Source organism: Streptomyces sp. B21-083, assembly GCF_036898825.1.
Lineage (GTDB): Bacteria > Actinomycetota > Actinomycetes > Streptomycetales > Streptomycetaceae > Streptomyces.
On sequence record NZ_JARUND010000002.1, the window covers coordinates 4,045,391 to 4,058,469 of the forward strand.

Below are 13,079 nucleotides of genomic sequence, written 5' to 3' on the forward strand. Positions count from 1 at the left end.
CCGCTTCCGGCGGGCCCCTCTGGAGTTCACATGGCTTTGACCTACGACGTTCGCCTCTACTCCATCGAGGTTCGCAAGGATCGCCCGAAGCCCTACCGCCTACGCTGGCTGGTCGGGGAGCGCAAGCATTCCAAGAGCTACACACTCAAGGTTCAGGCCGAGGGGCGCCGCTCGGAACTCATGTCTGCCGTACGGCACGGCGACCAGTTCGATGAGGAAACCGGCCTGCCCGTATCCGAATTGCGCGCCAAGCAGGGCTCCATGACGTGGTACGAACACAGCCGTGCGTACGTCGATCGCAAGTGGACATTGGCGCCGGCCAAGTCGCGAAAGAACTACGCCGATGCGCTGGCAACCATCACTCCCGCACTCGTGAAAACCAAGACAGGAATGCCCGACACCGCCCTCATGCGGCGCGCACTGTACGGATGGGCGTACAACCGGAAGCGCTGGGACGAGACGCCTCCGGACGATGTGGCCCGCGCCCTCGCCTGGATCTCCAAGCACTCCATGCCGGTCTCCGCGATGGAAGACCCCGCAACCGTCCGTCTGGCCCTGGACGCGCTGTCCCTACGGCTGGACGGGAAAGAGGCGGCGCCACGCACTGCGAAGCGCAAGCGCGCCTGCCTGAGCGACGTTCTCGGGCTCGCGGTGGAAGAGCAGTACTTCACCATGCCGGTCAACCCGATCACGGCCGTGAAGTGGACCGCCCCGAAGTCGGTCGAAGCGGTGGACCCCGAGAGCGTCGCCAACCCTCGCCAGGTCCGCGCGCTGCTGGCAGGAGTGCGTGAGCAGGGCCCCCGTGGGCGCCACCTGGAAGCATTCTTCGGATGCCTGTACTACGCGGCCATGCGTCCCGCCGAAGCCTCCGGACTGCGCGCGAGTCAGTGCTACCTCCCGGAGACAGGGTGGGGGATGCTCACCTTGCGGCAAGGCATTGTCCGGGCCGGACGAAGCTGGACCGATGACGGAACGGCCCACGAGACGCGCCACCTCAAGGCCCGCGCAAAGAGGGACTCCCGTCCGGTGCCGGTTCCACCGCACTTCGTTCGTCTGCTGCGGCAACACATCGCCACGCACGGCACGGCACCCGACGGCCGGCTCTTTCGGACGAATCGCAATGGCCTGCTACAGGAGACCGGCTACGGGGAGGTGTGGGCCAAGGCCCGAAAGGACGTGCTGACCGAGGCGGAAACGTCCTCGCTGCTGGCCCGGCGCCCGTACGACCTCCGACACGCCGGGGTGTCGTTCTGGCTCAGTTCAGGGGTGGACGCGATGGAGTGCGCTCAGCGTGCCGGGCACAGCATCGCGGTACTGCACAAGGTGTATGCCAAGGTGCTTGATCAGACTCGGGAGCGCGCGAACAGCCGGATCGATGCAGCCCTGCGGGAGTGGAACGAGCCGGAGTGACCATGCTCACCCCCGGGGGACACCTGGGGGACACGCACTGATCAACAGTGGGATACAGGCGGTACGAGGTGAGACACGTCCGCGCCTCGTCCGCGACGAATCGAGCAGAGAGAGCCAAAGAAAAACCCTCTCTGACCAGGCATTGAAGCTGGTCAGAGAGGGTTTTTCTTACTGTGGCGGCGCCAGGGTTCGAACCTGGGTAGGCTGAGCCGGCAGATTTACAGTCTGCTCCCTTTGGCCGCTCGGGCACACCGCCAGGGCTTGCTGCCCTTCGAACCGCTTTTCGGCGGTCCTCCTTGGCAACGACGTAAACGATACCTGATGGACCGGGGTGCTTCGCCACCCGATTGAGCGGCGCCCGGACGGGAGGGGGTGGCTAGGCTTATGCGGATGCGGCCCGGGGCGTACGCCGGGCTCGGCTGCTGTCCTCACGCATGCCGATACGCACCTCGCAGATTCCGACAAGCACCCCATACAAGGAGCCACAGGACATGGCCGACTCCAGTTTCGACATCGTCTCGAAGGTCGAGCGGCAGGAGGTCGACAACGCCCTCAACCAGACCGCCAAGGAGATCTCCCAGCGCTACGACTTCAAGGGCGTGGGTGCCTCGATCGCGTGGTCCGGCGAGAAGATCCTCATGGAGGCGAACTCCGAGGATCGGGTCAAAGCGGTCCTCGATGTGTTCGAGACCAAGTTGATCAAGCGGGGTATCTCACTGAAGTCCCTGGACGCGGGTGAGCCGCAGCTCTCCGGCAAGGAGTACAAGCTCTTCGCCTCGATCGAGGAGGGCATCTCCCAGGAGAACGCGAAGAAGGTCGCGAAGATCATCCGCGATGAGGGCCCGAAGGGTGTGAAGGCTCAGGTCCAGGGCGAGGAGCTGCGCGTCAGCTCGAAGAACCGCGACGACCTTCAGGCCATCATCGCCCTCCTCAAGGGCAAGGACTTCGAGTTCGCGCTGCAGTTCGTGAACTACCGGTAGTCCACCTGTTTGTCGGAGAGGGGTGGGCGCCTGCGGCGGGCGCCCCTCTCTTCTGTCGGCTGATCAGATACGGGCTCAGTCGCGCGAATTTCCGAACAGGATGCGATACGCGATCAGCAGCACCAGCGAGCCGCCGATCGCAGCCGCCCACGTGGTGCCGTCGTAGAACTGTTTGCTGATGGGATGGTCGAGGAAGCGCGACGAGATCCAGCCGCCGAGGAACGCGCCGGCGACGCCGATGACCGTCGTGCCGATGAAGCCGCCCGGGTCGCGCCCCGGCAGCAGGAACTTGGCGATGGCCCCGGCCAACAGCCCCAGGATGATCCAGCCGATGATGCTCATGCCCTGAACCTGCCCCTCTGTGCTGTGCTCGAACTGTCCCGGCACTGTGATCTGCGACGTCGTGACGGTCACGCTCATGCCGGTGCGTTCGAATTGTGCGTTGTTGGTTCGTTGTTGCCGTACACGACGTCAACGCGATGCCTGACGGTTGCACCGGTCAGTAGGGTGCGTCGCATGACACAGCCCGGTGCGGAATCGCGCGCTGAACTGCGGCGCACCCTCGGCGTGGGGGACGCCGTAGTGATCGGGCTCGGTTCCATGATCGGAGCCGGTGTCTTCGCAGCCCTGGGACCCGCGGCACGCGCGGCCGGGTCCGGGCTGCTTTTCGGGCTCGGCGTGGCAGCCGTGGTCGCCTACTGCAACGCCATGTCGTCCGCCCGGCTGGCCGCTCTCTATCCCGCCTCAGGCGGTACCTACGTGTACGGGCGCGAGCGGCTCGGCCCTTTCTGGGGGTATCTCGCCGGCTGGTCGTTCGTCGTCGGGAAAACCGCCTCCTGCGCGGCGATGGCGCTCACTGTGGGCACGTATGTCTGGCCGGGCCAGGCCCATGCCGTGGCGGTCGCGGCCGTGGTGGCGTTGACGGCGGTGAACTACGGCGGCGTCCAGAAGTCCGCCTGGCTGACGCGGGCGATCGTGGCAGTGGTCCTCGCTGTCCTCGCTTCCGTGGTGGTGGTGTGCCTGGGCTCCGATGTCGTTGACGCCGGCCGGCTGGAGGTCGGGGCCTCCGAGGGTGTGGGCGGAGTGCTTCAGGCGGCCGGGCTGCTGTTCTTCGCGTTCGCCGGGTACGCCCGGATCGCGACCCTCGGTGAGGAGGTACGGGATCCGGCGCGCACCATCCCGCGCGCGATCCCGTCGGCCCTGGGCATCGCGCTGGTGGTGTACGCGGCGGTGTCGGTGGCTGTCCTTTCCGTGCTGGGGTCGGGTGGGCTCGGGCAGGCGAGTGCCCCACTGGCAGACGCGGTCCGGGCGGCGGGCGTGCCCGGGCTGGTGCCTGTCGTCCGGGCCGGTGCCGCTGTGGCCGCACTCGGCTCGCTGCTCGCCCTGATCCTGGGCGTCTCAAGGACCACGCTGGCCATGGCCCGTGACCGTCATCTGCCCGGTGCCCTGGCCGCCGTGCATCCGCGCTTCCAGGTACCGCACCGAGCCGAGCTGGCTGTGGGCGCGGTGGTCGTGGTGCTGGCCGCGACGGTGGATGTTCGGGGAGCTATCGGCTTCTCCTCCTTCGGGGTTCTTGCCTACTACGCGGTGGCCAACGCCTCCGCCTGGACTCTGAGTTCGGCGCCGGTGGCCCGGGTGGTGCCGGCGGTGGGGCTCCTCGGCTGTGTGACGCTGGCTTTCGCGCTTCCGGGGGTGTCGGTGGCCGGGGGCACGGGGGTGCTGGGCCTGGGAGCTGTTGTGTACGCCGTACGGCGCTGGTGGTCGGCTTCGGGGTCGGCGGCCGGGCCTCACCACTGACAGGACGCGGGCGGCGCGTGGGTTACTGGGTTTGGGCCGGCGGCGCTGTCGCCGTACGTCTGCGGAATTCGGGCCAGGGTTGCAGGTCCTGGCCGTCGTTGGACTCCTCGTACCAGCCCGTGCCGTCGAGCCAGGTGTGCAGCCACTCCGCGAGGCCGGGGGCGTCGGTGTACCACGCGTGGTCGGCGTCGTCGGCGTGCGGCTCGAAGAGCAGGACGGTGCCTTCCGGTGTGCTGCAGTCCACGCACGCGTACATCCCGCACCCCCAGTGGGATATCGGCAGGATCCCCTCGGGCCAGGGCCAGTCCGGGTCCCTGCGGCCCTCCTCGCGGTTGGCGAGGTACTGGCCGACGACGGGCGGCTCACCTGCGGGCTGGCCCTCGAGTAGGGGCAACAGGCCGTAGGACGGGCCGAATCCGCCGTCTCCTATCCGGAGATACAGCTCGGCGAGGAGCCGTGGCAAGGGGAAGCCGAGGGCGGTCTCGGCGCGGTCGAGCGTCGCCTCGTCCACGGGGGCGGGCAGTGAAGGCCAGCCCCATGGACGGGTGTTGCGCGCCGCGAAGGCCACCCGTGTCAGCAACTGCTCGATCTCGGTCATGGATTCATCATGCAGGCCGCCACTGACAATCGAGGCGGCCTGTGGATAACCCGCGGACGGGGACATTGTCCCGGCCGCGGGCTGTGGACAAACAGTCGGGCAGGAGCGAGGACGCCCCTTCCCCGGCCGCGCTACCAGCGCGAGCTGAACGGCTGGTCCGTCGGCACGATTTCGCGGCCCAGCGGCAGCAGTGAGACGGGGATGAGCTTGAAGTTGGCGATGCCGAAGGGGATACCGATGATCGTGATGCAGAGCAGAACGCCGGTGACGACATGGGCCAGGGCGAGCCACCAGCCCGCGAGGACCAGCCACAGAACGTTGCCGACGCAGGAGGGGGCACCCGCGTCGCGCCGCTCGACCGTCGTACGGCCGAAGGGCCACAGGGCGTACGCACCGATACGGAACGAAGCAACACCGAAAGGAATTCCGATAATCGTGATGCAGAGCAGTGCGCCTGCGGCCAGATAGGCGAGGAACAGCCAGAAGCCGCTCAGGAAGAGCCAAATGACGTTGAGGATTGTTTTCACTGCTGGCGACCTGCCATCTTTTCGAGCCGGGCGATTCGCTCCGCCATCGGCGGATGCGTAGAGAACATCTTGGAGAGTCCCTGGCCCGGGCGGAAGGGGTTCGCGATCATCATGTGGCTCGCGGTCTCGATACGCGGCTCGGGGGGCAGCGGCAGTTGTTTCGTGCCCGCTTCCAGTTTGCGCAGGGCGCTCGCGAGGGCCAGCGGATCGCCGGTGAGCTGGGCGCCCGACGCGTCCGCCTCGTACTCCCTGGAGCGGCTGATGGCGAGTTGGATGAGGGTGGCCGCGAGCGGGCCCAGAATCATGATCATCAGCATGCCGAGGATGCCGGGGCCGTCGTCGTCGTTGGAGCGGCCGATTGGGATCAGCCAGGCGAAGTTGACCAGGAACATGATTACGGAGGCCAGGGCGCCGGCGACCGACGAGATGAGGATGTCGCGGTTGTAGACATGGCTCAGCTCATGGCCGATGACGCCGCGCAGTTCGCGCTCGTCCAGGATGCGCAGGATGCCGTCGGTGCAGCACACAGCCGCGTTGCGCGGGTTGCGGCCCGTCGCGAAAGCGTTCGGCGCTTCGGTCGGCGAGATGTACAGGCGCGGCATCGGCTGGCGGGCCTGGGTCGAGAGGTCGCGGACCATGCGGTACAGGGCCGGGGCCTCGAATTCGCTCACCGGGCGGGCGCGCATCGCGCGTAGAGCCAGCTTGTCGCTGTTCCAGTACGCGTACGCGTTCGTGCCGACCGCGATGACGAGTGCGATCAGGAGGCCCACTCGGCCGAAGAAGCTGCCGATGACGATGATGACTGCGGACAGTCCCCCGAGGAGCAGGGCTGTCCTGAGCCCGTTGTGCCGGCGGTGCACGGTACGCCCTCCTAGTGGTGCGGCAGGGGAGCCCTGGTGTCAGGTCAAGTGGACCCTTCTGTACTGGTCAACGCCAGGCGGGGGTTCGCAGTTCCCTTGCGCGCGCTCGGGCGGGCGTGGGCCGTCCGGGTGAGGGTCCACGCGCGCGTGCCGCCGCTGAGGGTCAGAAGAGGCCGGTGTCGGCGAAGCGCAGCACCAGTTGGGGTGCGCCGGACAGAGCGATGCCGAGGACGGCGGTCAGGGTGATCGCGGCTGTGAGGGGGGCTGGGGCCCGGTGGTGTTCCTCGGCTCCCTCGGGGGTGCGGAACAGCAGGGCCGTCCACTGGAGGTAGTAGAAGAGGGCGATCACCACGTTGACGGCCATGATCACGGCCAGCCAGCCGAGTCCGGCGTCGACGGCCGCAGAGAAGACGGTGACCTTCGCGAAGAGGCCGATGATGCCCGGCGGCAGCCCGGCGAGGCACAGCAGGAAGAAGCCCAGGACGAGCGCTGCGAGGGGCCGGGTGGCGTACAGGCCTCGGTAGTCGCTGACGCGGTTCAAGGGCTTCGTACGGGCCACCAGGGCCGCCACCGCGAAGGCGCCTAGGTTCACGGCGGCGTACATGAGGGCGTAGGCGACGGTGGAGCCGATCGATCTCCGGGCATCGTCCGAGTACGCGGCGGCGGCGATCGGCACCAGGAGGTAGCCGGCCTGGCCGACGGAGGACCAGGCGAGCAGGCGTACCGCGCTGTACGCGCGCGTGGTCCGCTGGCGGAGGGCGCCGACGTTGCCGACCGTCATGGTGAGCGCGGCCAGGGCTGCCAGTGCCGGACCCCAGACGTCGGCGTACGACGGGAAGGCGACGACGGTGACGAGGATCAGGCCGGAGAAGCCGACGGCCTTGCCGACGACCGACAGATAGGCGGCGATCGGCAGGGGCGCGCCCACGTAGGTGTCGGGCACCCAGAAGTGGAAGGGCACGGCGGCCGTCTTGAAGGCGAAGCCGATGAGGGTGAGGACGACGCCTGCCTGAGCGAGGGTGTGGAGCTGTGGGTCGACGTGCTGGATCCGGTCGGCGATCTCGGTGAGGTAGAGGGTGCCCGTGGACGCGTACACGAAGCTGATGCCCATGAGGCCGACCGCGGTCGCCGTCACGGACGACAGGAAGAACTTCAGGGCCGCTTCGGAGGACTTGCGGTCGCCGTGCCGGATGCCGACGAGGGCGAAGGCGGGCAGGGAGGCGACCTCCAGGGCGACGATCAGTGTCGCGAGGTCGCGCGAGGCGGGCAGGAGGGCCGCCCCGGCGGCGGAGGACAGCAGCAGGAACCAGTACTCCCCTTCGGGGAGTCCTCGGTCGGCGTCCTTGAGGGCGGTGACCGAAAGGAGGGCGGCGAGGAGCGCCCCGCCGAGCACGAGGAACTGGATGACGAGGGTGAAGTGGTCGGCCGTGTAGCTGCAGACGTCCGTGCTGCCGGTCAGGCAGAAGGTGGAGCGGTCGCCGTCCAGGAGGGGCAGCAGGAGGAGGCCGGAGGCGGCGAGGCCCGCGACCGAGATCCAGCCGAGGAGCGCCTTCCTGTTGTCGCCGATGAACAGGTCGGCGACCAGCACGACGAGTCCCACGAGGGCGGTGAGGGTGGGCGGCGCGATGGCGAGCCAGTCGACGGACTGGACCAGCGACTGAGCCGCGGAGTGGGCCGGGGAGCTCATCGGGAACCTCCTGAGAGGAGCTGCTGCACGGCCGGGTCGGTCAGCCCGAGGAGGGCCTTCGGCCACAGCCCGGCGATGACGGTGAGGGCGACGAGCGGGGTCCAGGCCGCGAATTCGTACGTCTGTACGTCAGCGAGCTGGGGGGCGTCCGGCTGCGGGGCGGCGCCCATGCAGACACGGCGTACGACGACGAGCATGTACGCGGCGGTGAGCAGGGTGCCGAACGCCGCGATCGCCGTGAAGGTGAGGAAGGCGGGGCGGCTGAGGTCGTCGGCCGGGTTGAACGCGCCGAACAGGGCCAGCATCTCGCCCCAGAACCCGGCGAGGCCTGGAAGTCCGAGCGAGGCGACGGCGGCGAAGGCCACGAGGCCGCCGAGGCGCGGGGCCCGGCCGTAGAGGGCGGCGCCGGTGCGGTCGGCGAGGGTGTCGAGGTCGGTGGTGCCCGTGCGGTCCTTCAGCGCGCCGACCAGGAAGAAGAGGAGTCCGGTGATGAGGCCGTGGGCGATGTTGGCGAACAGGGCGCCGTTGACGCCGGTCGGGGTCATGGTGGCGATGCCGAGCAGGACGAAGCCCATGTGGCCGACGGAGGAGTAGGCGATGAGCCGCTTGAGGTCGCCCTTCGCGCCCTGCCGGGCGAGGGCCAGACAGGCCAGGGAGCCGTAGATGATCCCGACGACGGCGAACGCGCCGAGGTAGGGCGCGAACGTCCGGAATCCGTCGGGCGTGACCGGCAGCAGGATGCGCACGAACCCGTACGTGCCCATCTTGAGCAGGACGCCCGCCAGCAGGACCGAGCCGACGGTCGGGGCGGCGGTGTGGGCGTCCGGCAGCCAGCTGTGCAGCGGCCACATCGGCGTCTTCACCGCGAGCCCGATCCCGATCGCCAGAACGGCGGTGACCTGCACGGATGTGGTCAGGCCCGAGCCGTTGTCAGTGGCGAGTGCCATGATGTCGAACGTGCCCGCTTTGATCCCGATCAGGAGCAGGCCCAGCAGCATGACGACGGATCCGAGCAGGGTGAAGAGGATGAACTTCCAGGCCGCCCGGGTCCGTTGCTCACCGCCCCAGCGGGCGATGAGGAAGTACATCGGGATGAGCACCATCTCGAATGCGAGGAAGAACAGCAGCAGATCGAGGACGGCGAAGGTCGCGAGGGTGCCGGACTCCAGGACGAGGAGAAGTGCGACGAAGGCCTTCGGGGAGGGGCCGGCGGGCAGCTTGAAGTAGGAGTAGAGCGCGCAGAGGAAGGTCAGGAGCGCGCTCAGGACCAGAAGGGGGAGGGAAATGCCGTCGACGCCGAGGCGGATCCGCACGTCGAGTGCGGGGATCCAGCTGATGTCCGTCGTGGCCTGCATCTTCGACGGATGGTCGTGGTCGAAGCCGAGCGCCAGGGTGATCGCGGCGATGAGCACGACGCCGGTGACGGTCACGCCGTGCCGCAGCACGGCCTGCTCGGGCGATTTCCCCTTCAGTCCTGGCGGGGCCGGCAGGAGGGCGGCGACAGCGCCGATCAGCGGGCCCACGACGAGGAATGCCAGAAGGAACCGCATCACTGACTCGTTGATATCGATCACGCCTGCTCACGCTCCCGTGGCGACGAGGAGGACGGCGACCACCAGGACGACGGTGCCGGCGAGCAGCGCGCTCACATAGGTCTGCACGTTGCCGGTCTGAGCACGCCGTACGGCGTCTCCCAGCAGGCGGGGTACGGCGCTCGCGCCGCGTACGTAGGTGTCGACGACCTCGCGGTCGAGGAACCGGACGAGGGTGGCGCCGGCCTGGACCGGGCGGACGAACAGCGCCGTGTACAGGGCGTCCAGGTGGAAGCCGACGGCCGCGTGGCGGTGCAGGGGGCCGAGCAGGAGTCGGCCGGGGTCCGCCGGGTCGGGTGCGGTGGCCATGTCTCCGTAGGCGGGAGTGTGGGTGGCGATGGCCTCGGCCTCGACGAGACCGCCGTCGGCGTCCGGGTGGGCCGCGACGGCGCCCATCGGGACACGCGCCGCCAGGGCGGTGGTGTGACGCCAGGCTCCGTAGGTGACGAGGCCGCCGACGAGGGCGACTCCCGTACCGAGGACGGAGGTGGTGAGTGTCGGGTTGAGGTCGTGGCCGTCGAACCAGTCGGGCAGCCTGCTGTAGGCGAGGCCGCCGACGGCGAGGGAGGGGATCGCGAGTACCCAGAGCACCGTGGTCATCGCGGCGGGCTGCCTTCCGTGGTCGGGGGCGTCGGCGCCTTGGCCCCGGAAGGCGAGCAGCCACAGGCGGGTCGCGTAGGCGGCGGTGAGGAGGGCCGAGACCAGGCCGGCGACGAGGACGATCCAGCCGGCGGCATCGGGGACGCCCTCGGTGTGGCCGGTGGTGACGCGTTCGGCGGCTCCGAGGACGGACTCCTTGGAGAAGAAGCCGCTGAAGGGCGGGATCGCGGCGAGGGCGAGGAGCGCCACGGTCATCGTCCAGTAGGCGTCGGGAACGCGGTCGCGGAGGTGGCCCATGCGGGACATGGCAGCCAGTGAGTTGGTGCCGGCGGCGTGGATGACGACGCCGGCCGCGAGGAAGAGGAGCGCCTTGAAGGCGCCGTGGGTGAGGAGGTGGAAGACGGCGGCACCGCGGTCGCCGACGGCGAGGGCGCCGGTCATGTAGCCGAGCTGGCCGATCGTCGAGTAGGCGAGGACACGTTTGATGTCGTCCTGGGCGAGCGCGGTGAGGGCGGAACCGGTCATCGTGACGGCGGCCATGACGGCGAGGACGACCAGTGCGGCCGAGGAGGCCGCGAAGACCGGGAGGAGCCGGGCGATGAAGTAGACACCGGCGGCGACCATCGTCGCGGCGTGGATCAGCGCGGAGACCGGGGTGGGGCCCGCCATCGCGTCGGGGAGCCAGGTGTGCAGCGGGAACTGCGCCGACTTGCCCGCCACGCCGGCCAGGAGCAGCAGGGCGACCAGCGTCGGGTGGTCGAGTCCGCCGCTCGCGACGGCGGCGAGGATCTTCGTGATCCGGAAGGACCCGGCGTCGGTGGCGAGCGCGAACAGGCCGATCAGGAAGGGGACATCACCGAGTTTGGTGACGAGGAAGGCCTTGAGGGAGGCGGCGCGGGCTTCCGGGGTCTCCCAGTAGTGGCCGACCAGGAAGTACGAGCAGATGCCCATGATCTCCCAGCCGACCAGCAGCACCATCAGGTCGCCGGAGTAGACGACGAGCAGCATCGCGGAGGTGAAGAGGGAAACGAGAGCGGCGTACGAGGGGTAGCGCGGGTCGTCGCGCAGATAGGCCGTCGAGTAGAGCTGCACGCAGGTCGCGACCAGGGCGACCAGGACGGCGACGAGGGCGGCGAAGCCGTCGATGTGCAGGGCGAGTTCGACGGGGACCGAGCCGGTGGGCGTGAGCTCGGTGGCGGCGTCGACGGCCCGGTCACCGCCCTGGCGTACGGCGACGAGTACGGCGAGGACGAGCGCCGCGAGGGGCGGCAGTACGGCCAGGGGACGTACGAAGCCGGGGGCCGTGCGGCCCAGGAGCAGGCCGGCCGCGGCGCCCAGGAACGGGAGAAGGGGGACGAGGACGGCGAGGGTGGTCGTGGTCACGCGGTGGCCTCAGCCTTCTCGTCTTCCGTGAGGGTGGCTTCGTCGGGGCCGTGCGGCTCGGCGGTGTCGCGGAGCTTGTCGATGTCCGCGGTGCCGCGGCCCCGGTGGACGGCGAGGACGATCGCCAGGCCGATGCCGATCTCGGCGGCGGCGATGGCGATCGTGAACAGGGTGAGGGCCTGGCCGGAGTGCAGGGTGTCGCGGGCCGTCCTGCTGAGCCAGACGTCGAAGGCGACGAGGTTGAGGTTGACGGCGTTGAGCATCAGCTCGACGGACATCAGGACCAGGATCGCGTTGCGGCGGGCCAGGACGCCGTAGAGGCCGGTGCAGAAAAGAAGGGCGGAGAGTACGGCGGGATAGGCGAGGTGCATCAGAGGGCACCTTCCTGATCGGCCGGGCTGGTTCGCTCGATCGGGTGATTCCGGAAATCCGGGACAGAGGGGGAACTACCGGTCTCGGCTCGGGAGTTCAAAGGGGGAGAGCTCGACTCCGCCTTCGTCTTGCGGGACAGGACGATCGCCCCGACCAAGGCCGCGAGGAGGAGGACGGAGAGGGCCTCGAAGGGGAGGACCCAGTTCTGGAAGAGGCTGGCGCCGGTGACTGCGGTGGAGCCCGAGGCGGCGCCGTCCAGGTCGATCCAGGTCGTGCGGAAGGCGTCGACGACGACCCAGACCAGGGCGACGGCCGAGGCGAGGGCCACGCCGAGGGCGGCCCACCGGTTGCCGGAGTCGGCGTCCGGGGAGCGGCCGATGGGGGCCCGGGTGAGCATCAGGCCGAAGAGGAGGAGGACGACGACGGAACCGACGTAGATGAGGACCTGTACCCAGGCGATGAACTCGGCCGTGAGGAGGAGGTATTCGACGGCGAGGCCACCGAGGGTCACCACCAGCCACAGGGCGGCGTGCACCAGTTGCCGGGTGGTGACGGTGACGAGTGCGGAGCCGAAGGTGACGAGGCCGACGAGGAGGAAGGCGATCTCGACGCCGGTCGGGGAGAGGAAGCCGGGGCTTGCGGCGGCGAGGCTCACGACGTTCCCTCCTGCGGCTCGGTGGGCAGCGGGGGCACCGGGGACACGGGGGGTTCGTTCGGTTCGGTTTGGGCGGCCGCGAGTTTCTCCGCCGTCTTGCGGGCGGCGGAGATCTCCTTCGGCTCCTCGGCGGCGGGGTCGAGGGCGGGCGGGGCCGGGACCGTCCACATCCACTCGCGGAGCTTGTCGCGTTCGTGGGTGAGTTCGTGGATGTCGGTCTCGGCGTACTCGAACTCCGGGGACCAGAAGAGGGCGTCGAAGGGGCACACCTCGATGCAGATACCGCAGTACATGCAGAGGGAGAAGTCGATGGCGAAGCGGTCGAGGACGTTGCGGCTGCGCTCGCGCCCGCCGGGCGCTGCGGCCGGGACCGTCTCCTTGTGGGAGTCGATGTAGATGCACCAGTCCGGGCACTCGCGGGCGCACAGCATGCAGACCGTGCAGTTCTCCTCGAAGAGGCCGATGACTCCTCGGGTGCGGGGCGGAAGGTCGGGCTGGGCGTCCGGGTACTGCGCGGTGACGGTCTTCTTCGTCATCGTGCGGAGGGTGACGGCCAGGCCCTTGGCCAGGCCGATGCCGGGGATGCGGGACCCGGTGGGCGGGAGAGGCTCAGCCATG

At 69.1% G+C, this 13,079-nt stretch carries 13 protein-coding genes and 1 tRNA gene; 3 read left to right on the forward strand and 11 right to left on the reverse strand.

The genetic code is table 11. The annotated features are described in order from the left end of the window. The first annotated feature begins 30 nt into the window (after nt 1-30). Nucleotides 31-1,410 carry a tyrosine-type recombinase/integrase gene (locus QA861_RS42175; RefSeq protein WP_334594206.1) on the forward strand — a complete coding sequence of 460 codons (1,380 nt, stop codon included), beginning with the start codon at nt 31-33 and terminating at the stop codon, nt 1,408-1,410. Nucleotides 1,411-1,584: 174 nt separating this feature from the next. On the opposite strand, the gene QA861_RS42180 is transcribed toward QA861_RS42175, so the two are convergent. Then, a tRNA-Tyr gene (locus QA861_RS42180) sits at nt 1,585-1,666 on the reverse strand. Between the two features lie 235 nt (nt 1,667-1,901). Between QA861_RS42180 and QA861_RS42185 the strand changes: the two genes are divergently transcribed. Further along, nucleotides 1,902-2,390 (forward strand): YajQ family cyclic di-GMP-binding protein, encoded by a 489-nt coding sequence (locus QA861_RS42185; RefSeq protein WP_164407147.1) that lies wholly within the window; start codon nt 1,902-1,904, stop codon nt 2,388-2,390. A 75-nt stretch (nt 2,391-2,465) separates the two neighbouring features. Here the strand turns inward: QA861_RS42185 and QA861_RS42190 are convergent, their stop codons facing one another. Further along, complete coding sequence (locus tag QA861_RS42190) at nt 2,466-2,732, reverse strand: GlsB/YeaQ/YmgE family stress response membrane protein (protein WP_334595020.1); 267 nt, start codon at nt 2,730-2,732, stop codon at nt 2,466-2,468. A gap of 174 nt (nt 2,733-2,906) precedes the next feature. On the opposite strand from QA861_RS42190, the gene QA861_RS42195 reads away from it, so the two are divergent. Continuing rightward, nucleotides 2,907-4,187 carry an APC family permease gene (locus QA861_RS42195; protein WP_334594207.1) on the forward strand — a complete coding sequence of 427 codons (1,281 nt, stop codon included), beginning with the start codon at nt 2,907-2,909 and terminating at the stop codon, nt 4,185-4,187. A gap of 22 nt (nt 4,188-4,209) precedes the next feature. Here the strand turns inward: QA861_RS42195 and QA861_RS42200 are convergent, their stop codons facing one another. The 9 genes from QA861_RS42200 to QA861_RS42240 form a co-directional block, all read right to left on the reverse strand. Next, entirely contained in the window at nt 4,210-4,785 is a 576-nt protein-coding gene (locus QA861_RS42200) for an SMI1/KNR4 family protein (protein ID WP_334594209.1), read from the reverse strand. Between the two features lie 131 nt (nt 4,786-4,916). Continuing rightward, nucleotides 4,917-5,312 (reverse strand): YccF domain-containing protein, encoded by a 396-nt coding sequence (locus QA861_RS42205; RefSeq protein WP_334594210.1) that lies wholly within the window; start codon nt 5,310-5,312, stop codon nt 4,917-4,919. Further along, complete coding sequence (htpX, locus tag QA861_RS42210) at nt 5,309-6,172, reverse strand: zinc metalloprotease HtpX (protein ID WP_334594211.1); 864 nt, start codon at nt 6,170-6,172, stop codon at nt 5,309-5,311. The genes QA861_RS42205 and htpX overlap by 4 nt, the downstream gene beginning before the upstream one ends. A gap of 163 nt (nt 6,173-6,335) precedes the next feature. After that, the gene (locus tag QA861_RS42215) at nt 6,336-7,859 is read right to left on the reverse strand and encodes an NADH-quinone oxidoreductase subunit N (protein ID WP_334594213.1); all 1,524 of its coding nucleotides are present in this window, start codon (nt 7,857-7,859) and stop codon (nt 6,336-6,338) included. After that, the gene (locus QA861_RS42220) at nt 7,856-9,433 is read right to left on the reverse strand and encodes an NADH-quinone oxidoreductase subunit M (protein WP_334594214.1); all 1,578 of its coding nucleotides are present in this window, start codon (nt 9,431-9,433) and stop codon (nt 7,856-7,858) included. Before QA861_RS42220 ends, QA861_RS42215 begins: the two co-directional genes overlap by 4 nt. 6 nt (nt 9,434-9,439) lie before the next feature. Then, on the reverse strand, nt 9,440-11,434 hold the full coding sequence (locus QA861_RS42225) for an NADH-quinone oxidoreductase subunit 5 family protein (RefSeq protein ID WP_334594216.1): 1,995 nt from the start codon (nt 11,432-11,434) through the stop codon (nt 9,440-9,442). Continuing rightward, nucleotides 11,431-11,805 carry an NADH-quinone oxidoreductase subunit NuoK gene (gene nuoK / locus QA861_RS42230; protein WP_334594217.1) on the reverse strand — a complete coding sequence of 125 codons (375 nt, stop codon included), beginning with the start codon at nt 11,803-11,805 and terminating at the stop codon, nt 11,431-11,433. Before nuoK ends, QA861_RS42225 begins: the two co-directional genes overlap by 4 nt. Continuing rightward, the gene (locus tag QA861_RS42235) at nt 11,805-12,461 is read right to left on the reverse strand and encodes an NADH-quinone oxidoreductase subunit J family protein (RefSeq protein ID WP_334594218.1); all 657 of its coding nucleotides are present in this window, start codon (nt 12,459-12,461) and stop codon (nt 11,805-11,807) included. The genes nuoK and QA861_RS42235 overlap by 1 nt, the downstream gene beginning before the upstream one ends. Beyond that, nucleotides 12,458-13,078 (reverse strand): NuoI/complex I 23 kDa subunit family protein, encoded by a 621-nt coding sequence (locus QA861_RS42240; protein ID WP_334594219.1) that lies wholly within the window; start codon nt 13,076-13,078, stop codon nt 12,458-12,460. The genes QA861_RS42235 and QA861_RS42240 overlap by 4 nt, the downstream gene beginning before the upstream one ends. Nucleotide 13,079: the final 1 nt, after the last annotated feature.

Bases quoted from the DNA above. Each gene is read 5' to 3' on its own strand.
- QA861_RS42175 (WP_334594206.1), top strand. From the start codon at position 31: ATGGCTTTGACCTACGACGTTCGCCTCTACTCCATCGAGGTTCGCAAG.
- QA861_RS42185 (WP_164407147.1), top strand. From the start codon at position 1,902: ATGGCCGACTCCAGTTTCGACATCGTCTCGAAGGTCGAGCGGCAGGAG.
- QA861_RS42190 (WP_334595020.1), bottom strand. From the start codon at position 2,732: ATGAGCATCATCGGCTGGATCATCCTGGGGCTGTTGGCCGGGGCCATC.
- QA861_RS42195 (WP_334594207.1), top strand. From the start codon at position 2,907: ATGACACAGCCCGGTGCGGAATCGCGCGCTGAACTGCGGCGCACCCTC.
- QA861_RS42200 (WP_334594209.1), bottom strand. From the start codon at position 4,785: ATGACCGAGATCGAGCAGTTGCTGACACGGGTGGCCTTCGCGGCGCGC.
- QA861_RS42215 (WP_334594213.1), bottom strand. From the start codon at position 7,859: ATGAGCTCCCCGGCCCACTCCGCGGCTCAGTCGCTGGTCCAGTCCGTC.
- nuoK (WP_334594217.1), bottom strand. From the start codon at position 11,805: ATGCACCTCGCCTATCCCGCCGTACTCTCCGCCCTTCTTTTCTGCACC.
- QA861_RS42240 (WP_334594219.1), bottom strand. From the start codon at position 13,078: ATGGCTGAGCCTCTCCCGCCCACCGGGTCCCGCATCCCCGGCATCGGC.